Here is a 15,882-nt window from a genome sequence, read left to right as displayed (position 1 = left end):
ACTGGCGTTGCATTAACTTTTTTCAGCAAATATTGAGACAACTGTGTGGATTACGGTGCTATTCCTTCACATTTCATCTACCGCCCTGCTCCCCAAGTTCGCGGACACAGGAGACGCTAATTGTGACAAACGGCCCGATTTCGGACCTTTTGCGGACATACGATCCTCTATTCGCGGCAAAAACGTAAAAATAAGCCCTCCGACGAACGGATAACGAACCACTGTCCGCCTAAACAGCGAAAAAGCAAGTTTGACACAAAATAACGGCCGTACGGTCCGGATAGCAATTTCCTCAATGCAACGCCATTGCAGGAGCAGGTCTCAAATCGCGATTTGAGTATGAAACTCAAACAAATTCGGAGGATTCGATCCATGCACTGCTTCATTGCGTATGAACGGAACGAAACTGAGGCGGCATCAACATGATACCGCCTCTGCTTGCTACTTCTTCTTCACAGCTTCCGATAAAGCCGCCGTTGCGCCGGTCTCGGTTTCAAACGCCGCTAACACGATCGCGTCTTGCCGCGCGCGGTCGGCCCGGTCCTTCGCAACCGGCAGGAGCAGCTTCTCCGGTTTGCCCGGCGCAAGCGGAACGGATCGATAAGCCAGCGCTTCGCCGCCTGCCCAGACGAACAGATGGGCTTCGCCCGCTGCGTCGGCTTTCAACTCGACGGCAATCGAACCGTCCTGCCAAACCGGCTTCGATTGGAATTGAACGACCTTGCCGGCATCGCGTCCGCCGGCGAGCGGAACGCCGTCCGCTAACGATTGGATGATCGACTGCGGCGAAGCTACGCTGCGCCCGACGTCAACGGCGGCGTCTTTCGCCCGGTCGTAGCCGGATAGCGACACTTGGCCCCAGCGGTACGGATCGCCTTGCACGCCGCCCCATGTCGACCAGCCGAGACGCGTTTGGCCGGTTTTGTCTTGCGTGTCGGAATCGTAGATGAAAATATTCAAGCCCATCCGCTGCGGATCGATCGGCGCCGGCAACTCGGCGAACGGAATTTTCGCCTCGATCGTATAACCGGCATACGGCTCGCTTACCTTGGATTTGACGACCATGCCCGGAGCCGTCTCGGCAATCGGCCCTTGCTTATGATCGGCGTCGCGGTACGCCGCTGCGGGATTGCCATGCTGCGCATCGTCCGTGACCGGGAAAATGCCCACTTTGAACGTCGTGGACGTATTCTCCGAATCGCCGCGCGGATCGATGGCGATTTCGACGGAATCGGTGCGCCAATGACGCTTGGCGTCATCCGGCGGCAGGACGGCGCCCAGCACATCGTCCTTGACGTGAATGACGAAATAGAGCGCATCGTCATACCAACTCACTTTCGCGCTGCCGGAGGCGTCCGCCGTCGATTCCGGGGCATCGCCTTCCCACACCCGGCTTAAGTCTAACGCGACGCCGGGATATTCCCCTGGAGATTCCACGCCGTCGACGCGCGGCGCGGCATTCGCCTTCGCGATCTCCGCTACAGGCACGAGATTCAGAGCGGCCGCCTGCGTACTGCTTCCGCCAATGCTTGTCGTCTGAACGGTAAAGTTATAATCTCCCTTCTCTCCGCCCTCATTGGACGTTTTCAAGTTGGAATTCGTGTTTTTCACTTGAAATGTCACTTTGCCGGTAGCTCCCGGCTGCAAATTGGAATACGACCGCACCGCCGGCTCCGCCCGGAAACCTGCAGGCAGTTGCAGCGTTACTGTGCCGTTCTGCTTGCGATCGCTGTAATTCGTCACATCGACTTCCACCGTGCGCATCTCGCCGACGCCGAGAGCAAGCACCGGCTTGATCAAATTATCGAGCTGCGGTACGCCGACTTGCTGCGCCCAGTTCCGGAATTGCTTCACTTGCGGCAAAGGCTGGAGCGTACCCGCCACTTCCGGGGAAACGTTGACGACCCGGCTTGCAAAGCCTTTCATATTTCCTGTCGTCAAGCGGGCGTTCAGCCGCACGCGTTTCAACTCCGCATTGTCCGGCACCGTTACCGTAAATGCGGCGGAAACCGGTTGATTCGGTTCCAGCTTGGCGATCGCACCCTGACCCTCCGCTTTCCATCCGTCCGGCAATTCCAAACGGATTTCGGCATCGCGAAGCGTCTGCTTTCCGCCGTTCCGCGCATGGACCGTTACGGTAAACGATTGGCCGCGCACAAGTTGGAATGCATCGGTCGTCAAATACAATTCGGAGCCGAGCGGCAAACCGCCTTCCGCTTGCTTCAGCGCCCCGGCCAAGATCGCCGCGGAATCCGTCCCGCCTTCCAAACCGGGCACGCGGCTGTCGATTTCCGTAAATTGATCGCAACCTAATTGCTGCGGGTCGGAAGCCACGTCAGGGAAGACCGACCAGCCTTGGGTCACATACTCGCGCTGCGCATCCCGCTCCACTTGGCCCCATGTTTTGCCATGCTTTTCCGAATGGCGTCCGTTCCATACGCCGTATACCGCATCCGTCGGCTCGGTCGGCGCAAACGACGACTCGCAACGCTCTCCAAGCTGTCCCGCTCCGGCGGCATACCGCATCACTATTTTACTCGCCCGCCAAGGCTGCAGCCCTTCCTGCTCGATCTGTTCGGGGAAGACGTCCGGATCGGCGGCGGCATAGAACGCTTCGACCGCCAATCGGGCCGCATACTGGTGGTTGCCGTGATTGCCGGGCGTCGGAGAAGGATTCATCGTAACGATCAATTCCGGGCGCGTCATGCGCACGATACGGACCGTCTTTTCCAAAGAATCGTCGTGACCCCACATTTCCTCCGTCAGCGGAGCGCTGACCGTGTAGTAGAAATCCAGTTTATCCAGGTTGTAAATATGCTCGATGCCTGCTTTCCCCACTGCGTTGCGCTCTTCCTTTTCCCGTATAATGCCCAGAGTGGCTCCTTCTTCCGGTCCCGCCGCGTTGCCTCCTCCTTCTCCTCTCGTGACGGTAATGACGCCTGTACGAATGCCTTCATATTCGTTCCATTGTCCGAAGGTCGACAAGCTGCCCGCCTCGTCGTCGGGATGGGCTCCGATAAACAGCACGCCGAGATCGACCGGCCGTTCCGCCGGTTTGGCGGCGGCCATCATATCGTTGCCGGCCGAAGGGGCCAAGGCCATAGCCAAGGCCAGCAAAGCGCTTACAAAAATCGATTTTCCGCTTTTCGTCATCGCAAACATCGTTCTACTCCCTTCCATGATTAGAATATGAGTAGAATATACTTGTTTATGGAAACTGCCGCTAACGAAATATTGACAGAATCTTTAGATTTTATGACCTTCGTGGAAGGTGTTTTACTTACATAGGAGCGTGTTTAAGATGCAAATTAGAAAGGCAACTATAGAAGATATCCAAGCCATTAGAAACATCGCTGTAACTGCTTGGGAAAGTACATATAGGTCAATCATTCCGCCTGAAGTGCAACAGTCTTTTTTAGACCATGCTTATTCAAATGAAATGTTGAGTAACAGAATGGATAACACCTTATTTTTTCTTGCTATTTGCGAAAATAAAATCGTAGGATTTATTAATTATTTTGTTACGAAAAATGATTTGGTGGAACTATCGGCATTTTATATTGACCCTTTGTTTCAACGTAAAGGGATTGGTACTCAATTATTCGAAAAAATGATTGGGGAATGTAAAGTTGGCACTGAGATCGTATGTGATGTTGAAACAGACAATGCTATAGGAATGTCGTTCTATCAAAAAAAGGGGTTTAGAATTGAAAAGCAATATGTAGATCATTTTCTAGGGCATGACCTTAAAACGACAAGAATGAGATATAAGGTGTAAGCGGATCGAAGAAAACGGCAATGAAAATGATAAACTCAAACTTCCCAGCTTCTCGGAATCGAAGTTTGAGTTTCATCTCATAATTTAATAGATATCCTGAAAATTCATGTACTAACGGCAACTAGCCCTTTGCTTCCGCCGTCGATTGGCGCACGATTAATTCGGGACGCAATACGATCCGCTGCATCGCCGTATCCGGCTTGTTCTCCAAATGGCCGGTCAACAGGTTGAACACGAGCTTGGCCATCCGGTCCATCGGCTGAGCGACCGTCGTCAGCGCCGGATCGGTGACGGAAGACAGAATCGTGTTGTCAAACCCGATCACGGATACGTCTTCGGGAACGCGCAATCCTTCTTCCTTGGCGGCTTGCAGAGCCCCGACGGCAAGGATGTCGTTGCTGCAGAAGATGGCGGTCGGCCGTTCCGCTTGACGCAGCAGACGTTTGGCCCCCAGCTTGGCATCTTCGATCGTATGATCGCAAGTGACGATGCTCTCTTCGTTCAGCGCGATGCCGGCTTCGAATAAAGCGAACGTAAAACCTCTGATCCGTTCGCGGCTGCTGCTTACCTTCAAACTTTCCGTCAGTACGGAAAGACGAAGATGTCCGAGCTCAAGCAAGTGACGGGCCGCAAGCGTTCCGCCGAGAAAATCGTCCGTCACGACGGTATGCGCGGTCAACGATTCGACCTCCCGGGCGATCATCGCGATCGGTATCGATTTCTCCTGCAATTGCTTCAATAATTCGATATTTTCGATGCCTGTGCCGATAATGATGCCGTCCACGCTTTTTTGTTCCAACAGCTTGAGATAACGCTCGACTTTTTCGTCTTTATTGTCCGTACTGCAAATGATGAGACTGTACCCCGATTGATGGGCTTCGTCCTCGATCGCTCTGGCGATTTCCGCAAAAAACGGATTGGATACGTCCGGAATGAGCAAACCGAGGGTAAAGGTTCTTTTTCCCATTAAGGCCGAAGCAATCACGCTCGGTTTGTATTGCAGCCGTTCCATTACTTTGAATATTTCTTCCCGTCTTTTTTTGCTTATTTTGCCTTTGCCGTTGATCGCATTGGATACGGTCGCGATGGAAACGCCGGCTTCTTTGGCAACATCGTATATGGTAGCTTTCATGAACATCCCCGACTCATTGATTATTACCGACATGGATAAAAAACGGGGATGGATTCATGCGCTCTCATCCCCTTACCCCATTATGCGTATTTTCTGCGCCTGATGCAATATGTTCCCTATTTATGCGAAGACGGATGGTTCATTAGCCAAGCATGATCCGGATCGTTTTGGAACTTCCAGATGCGGACAGGGCCTGCCATGACATTTAAATAATATGCGTCGTAACCGGGAGGCGCGGACACGGGATGGTATCCGCGGGGCACCAGCACCGCTTCGCCGTCCCGCACGGCGAGCGTCTCGTCGAGCGAACGGTCGTCGGTATAAACTCGCTGCACCGCAAACCCTTGCTCGGGCTTAATTTTGAAATAATACGTTTCTTCCAGCAACGACTCGTCGGGCAACGCGTCGCGGTCATGCTTATGGGGCGGATAGCTGGACCAATGGCCGCCCGGCGTAAATACCTCCACGACGAGCAGGCTGTCGGCCGGCTCCTGTTCCGGCAAAATGTTGTGAATATGCCGCTGCATATTGCCGCTGCCGCGCACCTCGACGCCGACATGCTCCGGGGCGATCAGCCTCGCTTTATGATTTCCTTGGCCCGGCGCGCTGCAAACCGCAACTTCTACATCCGTAAGCGCCTCGATTTCATATCTGTCACCGCTTGGCACATACACGGAATACGGAGGAATTTGCTCGAATACGCTCATCCGCTGCCCAATATCATGCCACGATCGTTCCGACGTGCTCGCATTCGCCTTGCCGCTGAGCAACACAAGGCATGCTTCCCGCCCCCCGGTATCGCTGTGCAAGGAACCGCCCGCAGCGATGCGGTGAACCTCAAATCCGACATAGTTCCATTGCGCGCCTTCCGGGGTGACGGCAAGGACTCGGGAATCGCCGTATCCTGGCGGCACCGGTTTTACAATCAAATTGGACATTCTCCTCACTCCTATTCCTTATTGCCGAGTTCGTCTAACTCATCCAGCCGGACCGGACGCCGCAAGCGTAAAGACAGTTTCGCTGCCAAGGCGATGCTTTCCGCCTGCAAGGCGTCATGGCCGTCAACCACGAGCGGCCCGCCGTCAAGCAAGCATTCGACGAAGAGCCGCGTCTCGTCGACGTACGCTTGATTGTAGCGTTCCAGGAAGAAATGCAGCGGCTTGTCGGAATACGTTCCATCCGCGCAGCTGACGACTGCGCTGTTGGGATAATCGTTGGCGACGGCGACGCTTCCTTTCGACCCGAATACTTCCGCCCGCTGGTCGTATCCGTACGCCGCCTTGCGGCTGTTGTCGATGACGCCGAGCGCCCCGTTCTCGAAGCGAAGCGTAATTACGGCGGTATCAATGTCGCCGTACTTGGCGAACACCGGGTCGACGAGCACATTGCCTTGCGCGTATACTTCCTCCACTTCGCTGCCCGCCAAATACCGGGCCATGTCGAAATCGTGAATCGCCATATCCATAAACAGGCCGCCGGACACCCGAATGTAGCTTTCACCCGGCGGACTCGGATCGCGCGACGTAATTTTGATCAGATGCGGCCGGCCGATCGTCCCCGCTTGCACATGCTCCCGCACCCGTTTGAAGTTATGATCGAAGCGCCGGTTGAAGCCGATTTGCAGTTTGACGCCCGCCTCCGCCGCCGCGGCGACCCCTTCTCTCGTCTGGGCGAGATCCATGCTGACCGGCTTCTCGCAGAAAATATGTTTTCCCGCTTGCGCCGCTTGTTTGATCAGCGGTACATGCGTATCGGTCGAAGAGCAAATGAATACGGCATCGATGTCGGGATGGGCGATAATATCCCCGCTGTTCTTTGTTACCAGCCCAATCCCCCGTTCCGCCGCCCAAGCTTCGAGTTCGGGACCCACGAACAGATCGCTGATCGCCGCAATTTCGACATTCGGAAGCCTCGCCATATTGTCAGCATGAATCTTCCCGATTCTGCCCGCGCCGATGATGCCGATCGTTATTTTTTTCATAGACACGCATCCTCTCTACGGATTACCATCTTGCCGTCACCATTTTCTTTCTCGTGTAAAATTCAACCCCGTCCATGCCGTTCGCGTGCAAATCGCCGTAAAACGACTTTTTCCAGCCGGAGAACGGGAAGAACGCCATTGGTGCGGGTACGCCAAGGTTGACCCCGAGCATGCCTGCATCGATTTGCTCGCGGAACTGGCGGGCATGGCTGCCGCTCGTGGTGAACAAGCATGCTCCGTTGGCGAACTCCGACCGATTCGCCAGCTCGATCGCCTCCTCGAGCGTATCCGCTCTGACGACGGATAAGACAGGGGCGAAAATTTCATCTTCCCAAATTTTCATCCCGCACCGCACGCCGTCGAAAATCGTCGGCCCGACAAAATAGCCCTCGCCGGACGACGCCGAATCTTTGCGCCCGTCGCGAACGAGCAAAGCGCCTTCCTTCTCTCCGATTTCGATGTATTTCACGGTCCGTTCTTTATGGGAATCCCGAATAACCGGTCCGAGGAACACACCCTCGTCGAGACCGTTTCCGATCGTAATCCGGTCTGCGGCCTGAACCAGCCTGTTTACGAGTTCATCGCCGATCTCCCCGACCGCTACGACGACGGAGCATGCCATGCAGCGTTCCCCGGCGGAACCGAAAGCGGCGTTTGCGATTTCCTTGACGGCCAGGTCGAGATCCGCATCCGGCATGACGATCGTATGGTTTTTGGCGCCGGCCAAAGCCTGCACCCGTTTGCCGTGGGAGGAGGCCGTTTTATAGACGTATTCGGCGACAGGCTGGGATCCGACGAAAGAGACGGCTTTCACGTCCGGGTGCTCCAATATGCCGTTAACGACATCATGAGCGCCATGCACGACGTTCAGTACGCCCGCGGGAAGTCCCGCTTCGTGCATCAGTTCCGCCAATCGGTTGGCGAGCAGCGGCGTCCGTTCGGACGGCTTCAGCACGAACGCGTTGCCGCAAGCGATCGCGAGCGGGAACATCCAGCATGGCACCATCATCGGGAAATTGAAAGGGGTAATGCCCCCGACAACGCCGATCGGATAGCGGAACATGCCCGATTCCAAGTTCGTGGCGATATCCGGCAACTGTTTGCCCATCATAAGCGAGGGCGCGCCCGCGGCAAACTCGACGCATTCGATCCCGCGCAACACCTCGCCGTAAGCTTCGTTATAGCTTTTTCCGTTTTCTTTCGTAATCAACTTCGCAAGCTCTTCCCAATGCTGGACAAGAAGCTGCTGATACGCGAACATAATGCGCGCGCGGCGGGGTACCGGCGTGCGGCTCCAGGTTGCGAACGCTTCCCCGGCTTTCCGCACCGCCGCATCCACATCGGTCTGTGTGGAGAGCGGAACTTGCGCGAGAATCTCCTCCGTGGCCGGATTATAGACTGGCTCGAGACGTACGGACGACGAATCCGTCCATTCGCCGCCGATCCAATTTTTCAATATTGTCGCCATCGTGTCATATCTCCTTTTTGATCAAAATTGGCTGCTATTGCACTTCGATTTCGCCGGCTTTGCAGCGTTCGATATATGCATGAACTTGCGCGGCCGTCGGCATGGCGTCCGAACAGCTATGGCTCGAAATGACGATGCAGGCCGCTGCGCTGCCGAATTCCATGCATGCCGTAAGCGTCCAGCCCTGCATGATGCCGTACAGAAATCCGGCCGCATAGGAATCGCCCGCGCCGAATGTCTTCACCACTTTGGCCGGAAAGCTTTGGGCGCGATGGCCGATGCCGTCGCCCGTATAAGCGATCGACCCCTCCTTGCCGTGTTTAACGACGACGATTTTCGCGCGATGCCCGAACCAGTTGGACGCCGTCACCCGGTCGTCCCGCTCCGGATTGCCGCCGAACCGCTCCATCATATCGAACTCTTCGCGGGTGCCGAGAATGATATCGCATTTCTCCGCCGCCAAGTTATAGTAAACTGCCGTCTCCTCATCCGATTTCCAAGTGTAAGGGCGATAATCCAGATCGAATGCGACGATCGTTCCGTGTTTTTGGGCGTATTGCAGCGATTGAAGCACCGCTTCCCGCGACGGGCTTTGCGCCAGCGCCGTTCCGGAAATGAGCAGCACCTTCGATCCGGCAATGAGCTCTTCCTGCACTTCTCCCGCAGTCAGCAGCAGGTCGGCCGCATTGTCCCGGTACATTAAAATGCTGCAATCGGTCGGGCTTTTAATTTCCGTAAAGGCGAGTCCCGTCACCGCTCCGGTACGATCGGTAACGACATTGCCGGTATGAATCCGGTTTTGCTCCAAATAGCCGCGAATAAAGCGCCCCATTTGGTCGTCCGCGATTTTGCCGATAAAAGCCGTCTTCATGCCAAACCGCGACATGCCGATCGCAATATTCGCGGGGGAACCGCCGACATATTTGGTAAAAGTCATCGTTTCTTCCATCGGTCGATTGATCTCGTTCGCGTTCAAATCGATGCATAACCTGCCGATCGCCGTGAAATCATACGTACTGTCCGCCGGAAACTCAATATACCGTTCCACGTTTACGCACCTGCCTTTTCCGAAATAATCTTGTTCAAATAGTTGAGCGATGTCCGGGCATACTCATGCGGAGGATGCTTCGCCGGATCTTGTTCTCCCTCCAGCATCGCCCATCCGTCGTAGCCGCGCTGAAGCAGTTCCCCGACAATCGGCCGGAAATCGAGATCGCCCGTTCCGGGCAGCGTAAATACGCCCCGCTTGATGCATTCGATGAAATCCGCCTCTTCTTCCCGCGCCTGCGTTAATACCCCTTTGCGAACGTCCTTGAGGTGGACGTATGCGATGCGATCGTAATGCTTGCACAGAACCGCAAGCGGGTCGGCGCCCCCGAAATACGCGTGTCCCGTATCGTACAACAAGCTGACGAGCTCGGGGTCGGTCATCTCCATCAGCCGGTCGATTTCCTCGGGACGCTCGACGACCGTGCCTCCGTGGTGATGGTAAGTCAGCTTCATCCCATATTCGCTTGCGATCGCTCCGGCGGCGTTCAATCCTTCGGCAAGGCTCTTCCAACCCGCTTCGTCCAGCCGAATCACCCCTATCTGTCCCGGCGATGTTCGGGGATCGAACTGGGGCGAACCGCCGCTCTCGCAAGTGCTGATCACTTTGCAACCCATCTCATGCAGAAATTGCGCATGACGGCGATAGCTCTCCAGCTCCTCCCGGCGGCAGGACGGATCGGAGAACAGCACCGACTTCCATTGGGAGACGAGCCGCATGCCGCGTTTATCGAGCTCTTGCCGCAGTAGAGCGGCATCTTGCGGATATTTGCGACCCATTTCCGTTCCAAGCAATCCGAGCGATTGCATATCGTCGAGAATTTGTTCATAAGTCGTATGTTCGCCATGCTCCTTCACATCCTCGCCGACCCAATTAATCGGATGCGCGCCGATGCGGAATAATTTCCGTCTCATATTCGGTCCCCTTCCTTTCTAATATAAGTTGATACGCTCGATCCGCCGCCGCCTTTTCGCATGCTCGGCAACGACTTTCTCGCTTGCCGACACTTCCGGCACGCCAACGTTCCACCAAGATTCGTAACCGTCCGTATTCGTCCCCGGCAAAACCGAGATTTCAATGAGTACGGTAACCGTTTCTTCCTTCGCCCGTTGCAAAGCTTCCCTGAGCTCTTCCGCCGTCCCGGCTTGATACGTCTTCGCTCCCAAGCTGCGAGCATGGGCGGCATAGTCAATTGGCATATAAGATCCCGTCAACCGGTTTGTATCCGCTTCCCGATAACGGAATTCGTTGCCGAAGCCGTCGCTTCCATGACCTCTCTGCAAATTATGGATACATTGAAAACCGTGATTATTGAATAATAAAACCGTAAATTTTATGCCTTCCTGCAAGCTTGTCACCATTTCCGAATGCAGCATCAAGTAGCTGCCGTCTCCTACAAGGGCGTACACCTCCCGGTCAGGTTCCGCCATCGCGGCGCCGAAAGCTCCGGACACCTCGTAACCCATGCAGGAAAATCCATATTCCATATGATACGTTTTCGGTTCCTCGCTTCTCCATATCCGATGCAAATCGCCCGGCAAGCTGCCGGCCGCGCAGACGACGACGGCGGAAGAACCGATCGTCCCGTTCATGACGCCCAGCGCCCGGGTTTGCGTTAGCCCTTGATCGTTTTCAAGCAGGTGCAAACGGTCGACTTCGGCATTCCATTTCGCTTGCAGGGCGGCGATTTCCCCGTCGGCGTAGCCGCTGCGGTACCCAGAGTCAGCCAAGGCTTCCCGAAGCGCCCGCAATCCTTCCCTCGCATCGGCGAGAAGGGAAACGCCGTTTAATTTCGCGGCATCCATGCCGTTTACATTGATGTTGAGAAACCGGACATCCCGGTGCTCGAATGCCGATTTGGATGAAGTCGTAAAATCCGAATAGCGCGTTCCAACGCCGATGATGAGGTCCGCCTCCTTCGCCAGCTTATTTGCCGCCAGCGTGCCGGTCACCCCCACGCCGCCGACGCTCAGCGGATGCTTCCATGAGATCGCGCTTTTCCCCGCTTGCGTTTCGGCGACCGGAATATGAAAAGTTTCCGCAAACCGCAGCAATTCCTGCTCCGCTTCCGAATACAGCACGCCGCCGCCGGCGATAATAAGCGGTCTTTTCCTGCCCGACATCAGTTCCGCTGCGCGCTTGACGGTATTAGCCGCAGGGGGACGGCGGTCGATGTAATGGACTCTCTTGGCAAAGAACGATGCCGGGTAATCGTAAGCTTCCGCTTGCACGTCTTGCGGCAGCGCCAAAGTGACCGCGCCCGTCTCGGCCGGGTCCGTCAAGACGCGCATCGCTTGAACGGCCGCCGACATCAGCTGTTCCGGCCGGACGATCCGGTCCCAATATTTGCTGACAGGCTTGAAGCAATCCGTCGTCGACATCGTGTAATCTCCGCTTGCTTCCAGCTGCTGCAGCACCGGATCGGGCTGCCTGTCCGCGAAATGGTCCCCCGGAAGCAGCAGTACCGGAATACGGTTTACGGTAGCGGTCGCCGCCGCCGTCACCATATTTAAAGCGCCCGGTCCGATCGAAGACGTACAGGCGAAAATTTGTTTGCGATTCTTTTGTTTGGCGTAAGCGGTTGCAGCATGAACCATTCCTTGTTCGTTCTTGCCCTGTATGTACGTCAGTTCGCCCGGGCTGCGCTCCAAAGCTTCCCCGATGCCTGTCACATTGCCGTGACCGAAAATGCCCATCACGCCTTGTACAAACTTCGTTTCTACGCCGTCGACGGAAACGTACTGGCAATCCAAAAACTTGAGCAATGCCTGCGCCATCGTCAATCGCAACTTGCTCATGCAACATCACCTCCACATAGGTTAAGCGCTTATCTATATACTTTATTCTATTTCCATTAATTTTATTACTAGTATTGGGTTAAGCGCTTTACCTTTAGATTATAATGAAATAGAAAATTAAGCAACACTTTTTTGTGCGAGAACGCAGAGCAATGATCGGAGCGCAAAAAATCCCTGAATGAAGCTGATATTCAGGGACTTCCGCCATGCCGGGCTCAGTATAAATCTGCAGATTCCATGATCGGCAAACTGATTGTAAACGTCGTTCCTTGGTCCGGCACACTCTCCACCGACATGCTGCCGCCATGATTGTCAATAATGTTGTAACTGACCATTAAACCTAATCCCGTTCCCGATTCTTTCGTCGTATAAAAAGGTTGACCGAGCATTTGCAGCTTGTCCGGAGGAATGCCGCATCCTTCGTCTTGTATCGATATATGTGCGTATTCCCCGTGAATAGTGAGGTCGATATGTATATTTCCGCCTCCATGCATCGCTTCAATGGCGTTTTTAATAATGTTGAGAAATACTTGCTTGATTTGATTCGGATCGCAGCTTAGCCATATCGCTTCTTGCGGATAGGCGGCAACGATCGCGCAGTTTTTCAGCGTCGCTTGTACGCTCATCAAAGCGATCACCTGCTCCAGCACCCGTACAATATCGGTTTTCGTTCTCGTCATTACGCTAGGTTTCGCTAACAAGAGCAATTCATTGCAAATAATTTCTATGCTTTTCAGTTCCGCTTCGATGATGTCATAATACTGGTCCTTCTCATGCTTCAAAGTGCGCATTAATTTAATGAATCCGTTGATTGACGTTAACGGGTTGCGAATTTCATGCGCCACGCCGGCGGCCAGTTGCCCGCATATCGACAGCTTCTCCGAATGAAGCATCCGCTCTTCTTCCTTTTTCCGTTCCGTAATATCTTGAAATACGCCGATTACCGCACGTTCGCCGCAATAGGTGGCCGGAATCGAAATGCCTTCCACATACTTCGTATCGCCGTTGTAACAATTGACCTTATATTTGACGCTTCCCATTTTCTCGCCATGGCGATACTTTCTTCTCCGTTCGTGCAACTTTTCGTGATCGCAAGGATCGACGATTTCGTTCGTAGACGTGCCTAAGTAGCGTTCTGCGCTGTCGGCTTCAATCAATTCGAGCGCGGCGGCGTTTAAATACTTGCATACGCCGTTTTGCGTAATGAGCACCGCCAGCGGCAGTTCTTCCATCAAAATGCGCAAGGACTCTTCCTTTTCCTTTAATACCGCCGCGACTTCCTTCTGTGCCAGTTCAGTCAGTTTATTCGCCGTAATATCATGGAACTGGGCGAATAAAAATATCGGTTCTCCTTTCTCGTTGAAGACTAACGATGTGACAATCATGCACCAAACCATTTGCCCTTGCTTATGAACGCAGCGCTTCTCGGTGTGAAACGCTTCTACTTCCCGGCATGCCAATTGATTGAAGCACTCTCGATGTTCCTCCGCATCGTCATGCTGGATGATCGACATAAAATTCATCGACAGCAGCTCCCGTTCATTGTAGCCGATCAATTCGCAAAGCGCCCGGTTTACCTGGATAAAGCGTCCTTCCAAAGATACAATTGCCATTCCAATCGATGCATGATTGAAAGCGAAATCAATTAAATCAGCCTGCCTCAAATGCATGAGCTTATCCCCTCTCCATTCGCTACACTTCAATGTCAATCGTATGACTACAGTTCGGAATCTGTCTGAATATAGGGAAAGGCAATACCAAAATATTGAATTAATTCGCTAAAGAAACAATATTTCCTCGTTAGGATTCGTTTTTTGTAAAAAAAATTAAGAGACGAAGAACACCGAATCGTGAATTTCGTCTCTTAGTTTTAATCTAGTATTGTACGGCTAACGGATCCAAGGGACCTTATTTGAGTAAAATCGCGGCTTTTCAAAATGTAACGGAAATGAGGAACCTTATTTGCGGTCATTCGCTCATTTTTCGCTAGAGAAACAATAAATAAGAGCGCTGAGTTCCGTTAGAATCCGAAAAGTTTGTTTTTTTCCGCTAAAAGGTCTTCCACTTCCGTTAAAAATGCTGCACGCCCCGCTCCCCTTACCTCTCGCCGTAATGCCGCTGCCGGAGCGCTTCATACAGCAGCACCGATGTTGCCATGGCAACGTTAAGCGATTCCGCCTCCCCATGCATCGGAATAATGATCGCGTCGTCGATCCAGGCGGATGCCGCGGCGGATACCCCTTTCGCTTCATTGCCGACAAGCAGCCATGTGCTTTGGTTGAAATCGTAGGAGTAGCAGTGCCGCTCCGCCTGAAGGCTTGTACTGACGATGTGAACGCCGCGCTCCTTCGCTAGGGGCAGCAGCTCCGCCAAGTCGCCCTCGACGATCGGCAGATGGAAGATCGAGCCCATCGTGGCGCGAATCGTCTTCGGATTGTATAAGTCGACGCTTCCTTTGCCGATCACGACGCCGTCGGCGCCCACCGCATCGGCGCTGCGGATGATCGTTCCCAAATTGCCGGGATCCTGCACGCCGTCGACCGCCACGACAAGCGCTTGCTTGCGGTTCAACAACTCATCCGCATGGGAGGAGCCTTTTCGTATGACAGCGAATATAGGCTGAGGCGTTAATGTATCGCTGCATTTGGCAATAATCGCGTCCGTCGTTCCGATCCATTCGACGTTAAGGCGGTCGCGGGCGGAGCGTTCGATTTCGGCAGGCAGCCCTTGCTCGATCGAATATACGATGCACTCGATGTCTGTATTCGCGGCCAGCGCTTCTTGCACGAGATGAATCCCTTCGATCAAAAATTTGCGCTGTTTGTCCCGATGTTTTTTGTTTAGAAGTTGCGCCCATAGTTTGACGCGAGGATTTTGATTCGACGTTATTTCCATAATGAACTCCTAATTGTATACTTCTGTAAAGAATCGCCGGCCGATACATTGCCTCATGCCGCGATGCCGCTTATTCCTCCGCGTAAGCGACTTCCATCTTCTGCAAGTCTTGGTTGCGGCCGACGATAACGAGCACATCGTCCTGCTTGATCATATCTTCCGCATACGGCGAAATATTCATCGTTCCATGGCTTTTGATCGCCATGACGTTGCAGCCGAATTTGGCCCGAATGTTGAGCTGCATCAAATTTTTGCCGATCATTTGCTTCGCCGCTTTCATCTCGACGATGCTGTAGTCGTCGGATAAATCGATATAATCGAGAATGTTCGGCGATATTAAATGATGGGCGACGCGCAATCCCATGTCCCGCTCCGGGTAGATCACTTTGTCGGCGCCGATTTTGTTCAGCACTTTCCCGTGCAGTTCGTTTTGCGCTTTGACGATAATTTTCGGCACGCCGAGATCTTTCAGAATCAAAGTCGTCAAAATGCTGGATTGAATGTCTTGTCCAATGGCAACGACAACGACGTCAAAATTGCGGATCCCGAGCGCTTTGAGCGCCTCTTCGTCCGTCGAATCGGCCGAAACCGCATGAGTGACGAAATTGACCACTTCTTGCGTCTTTTGCTCGCTGGAATCGATCGCAAGCACTTCATACCCCATTTGATTCAAAGAACGGGCAACGCTCGAACCGAAACGGCCCATCCCGATAATCGCGAATTGTTTTTTGCTCAAAAGGATTCCGACCCCTCTCCGCTCAGAATACATATTGCGTCTATTA

Annotated in this window: 12 protein-coding genes; 1 reads left to right on the top strand and 11 read right to left on the bottom strand. The window is 53.7% G+C overall.

Features of this window, described 5'->3' with window-relative positions:
• Positions 1-441: 441 nt before the first annotated feature.
• A complete protein-coding gene (locus tag LQ229_RS03650) occupies positions 442-3,162 on the bottom strand; it encodes a sugar-binding protein (RefSeq protein ID WP_216537137.1) in 2,721 nt (906 codons plus the stop codon).
• A 139-nt stretch (positions 3,163-3,301) separates the two neighbouring features.
• On the opposite strand from LQ229_RS03650, the gene LQ229_RS03645 reads away from it, so the two are divergent.
• Positions 3,302-3,778: an N-acetyltransferase gene (locus tag LQ229_RS03645; protein ID WP_216537136.1), complete on the top strand. Its 477-nt coding sequence runs from the start codon at positions 3,302-3,304 to the stop codon at positions 3,776-3,778.
• A 121-nt stretch (positions 3,779-3,899) separates the two neighbouring features.
• On the opposite strand, the gene LQ229_RS03640 is transcribed toward LQ229_RS03645, so the two are convergent.
• From LQ229_RS03640 to LQ229_RS03595, 10 genes are all read right to left on the bottom strand, one after another.
• Entirely contained in the window at positions 3,900-4,910 is a 1,011-nt protein-coding gene (locus tag LQ229_RS03640; protein ID WP_230190990.1) for a LacI family DNA-binding transcriptional regulator, read from the bottom strand.
• A gap of 116 nt (positions 4,911-5,026) precedes the next feature.
• Positions 5,027-5,848: a 5-deoxy-glucuronate isomerase gene (iolB, locus tag LQ229_RS03635; protein ID WP_216537134.1), complete on the bottom strand. Its 822-nt coding sequence runs from the start codon at positions 5,846-5,848 to the stop codon at positions 5,027-5,029.
• Between the two features lie 11 nt (positions 5,849-5,859).
• A complete protein-coding gene (gene iolG, locus LQ229_RS03630) occupies positions 5,860-6,891 on the bottom strand; it encodes an inositol 2-dehydrogenase (RefSeq protein WP_230190989.1) in 1,032 nt (343 codons plus the stop codon).
• 22 nt (positions 6,892-6,913) lie between these two features.
• Positions 6,914-8,359 carry a CoA-acylating methylmalonate-semialdehyde dehydrogenase gene (locus LQ229_RS03625; RefSeq protein WP_216537132.1) on the bottom strand — a complete coding sequence of 482 codons (1,446 nt, stop codon included), beginning with the start codon at positions 8,357-8,359 and terminating at the stop codon, positions 6,914-6,916.
• A 34-nt stretch (positions 8,360-8,393) separates the two neighbouring features.
• On the bottom strand, positions 8,394-9,407 hold the full coding sequence (gene iolC, locus LQ229_RS03620; RefSeq protein ID WP_230190988.1) for a 5-dehydro-2-deoxygluconokinase: 1,014 nt from the start codon (positions 9,405-9,407) through the stop codon (positions 8,394-8,396).
• A gap of 2 nt (positions 9,408-9,409) precedes the next feature.
• Complete coding sequence (iolE, locus tag LQ229_RS03615; protein WP_216537131.1) at positions 9,410-10,321, bottom strand: myo-inosose-2 dehydratase; 912 nt, start codon at positions 10,319-10,321, stop codon at positions 9,410-9,412.
• 18 nt (positions 10,322-10,339) lie between these two features.
• Positions 10,340-12,205: a 3D-(3,5/4)-trihydroxycyclohexane-1,2-dione acylhydrolase (decyclizing) gene (gene iolD / locus LQ229_RS03610; RefSeq protein ID WP_216537130.1), complete on the bottom strand. Its 1,866-nt coding sequence runs from the start codon at positions 12,203-12,205 to the stop codon at positions 10,340-10,342.
• Between the two features lie 215 nt (positions 12,206-12,420).
• Positions 12,421-13,875 carry a PAS domain S-box protein gene (locus tag LQ229_RS03605; RefSeq protein WP_216537129.1) on the bottom strand — a complete coding sequence of 485 codons (1,455 nt, stop codon included), beginning with the start codon at positions 13,873-13,875 and terminating at the stop codon, positions 12,421-12,423.
• Between the two features lie 427 nt (positions 13,876-14,302).
• Entirely contained in the window at positions 14,303-15,100 is a 798-nt protein-coding gene (locus LQ229_RS03600; protein WP_216537128.1) for an RNA methyltransferase, read from the bottom strand.
• A 70-nt stretch (positions 15,101-15,170) separates the two neighbouring features.
• Positions 15,171-15,869 carry a TrkA family potassium uptake protein gene (locus LQ229_RS03595; protein WP_216537127.1) on the bottom strand — a complete coding sequence of 233 codons (699 nt, stop codon included), beginning with the start codon at positions 15,867-15,869 and terminating at the stop codon, positions 15,171-15,173.
• Positions 15,870-15,882: the final 13 nt, after the last annotated feature.

The sequence above is a fragment of the Paenibacillus sp. CECT 9249 genome, from assembly GCF_918697855.1.
GTDB lineage: Bacteria > Bacillota > Bacilli > Paenibacillales > Paenibacillaceae > MSJ-34.
Note: the sequence above shows the minus strand (reverse complement) of the source record. Positions and strands in the feature narration are given on the sequence as shown.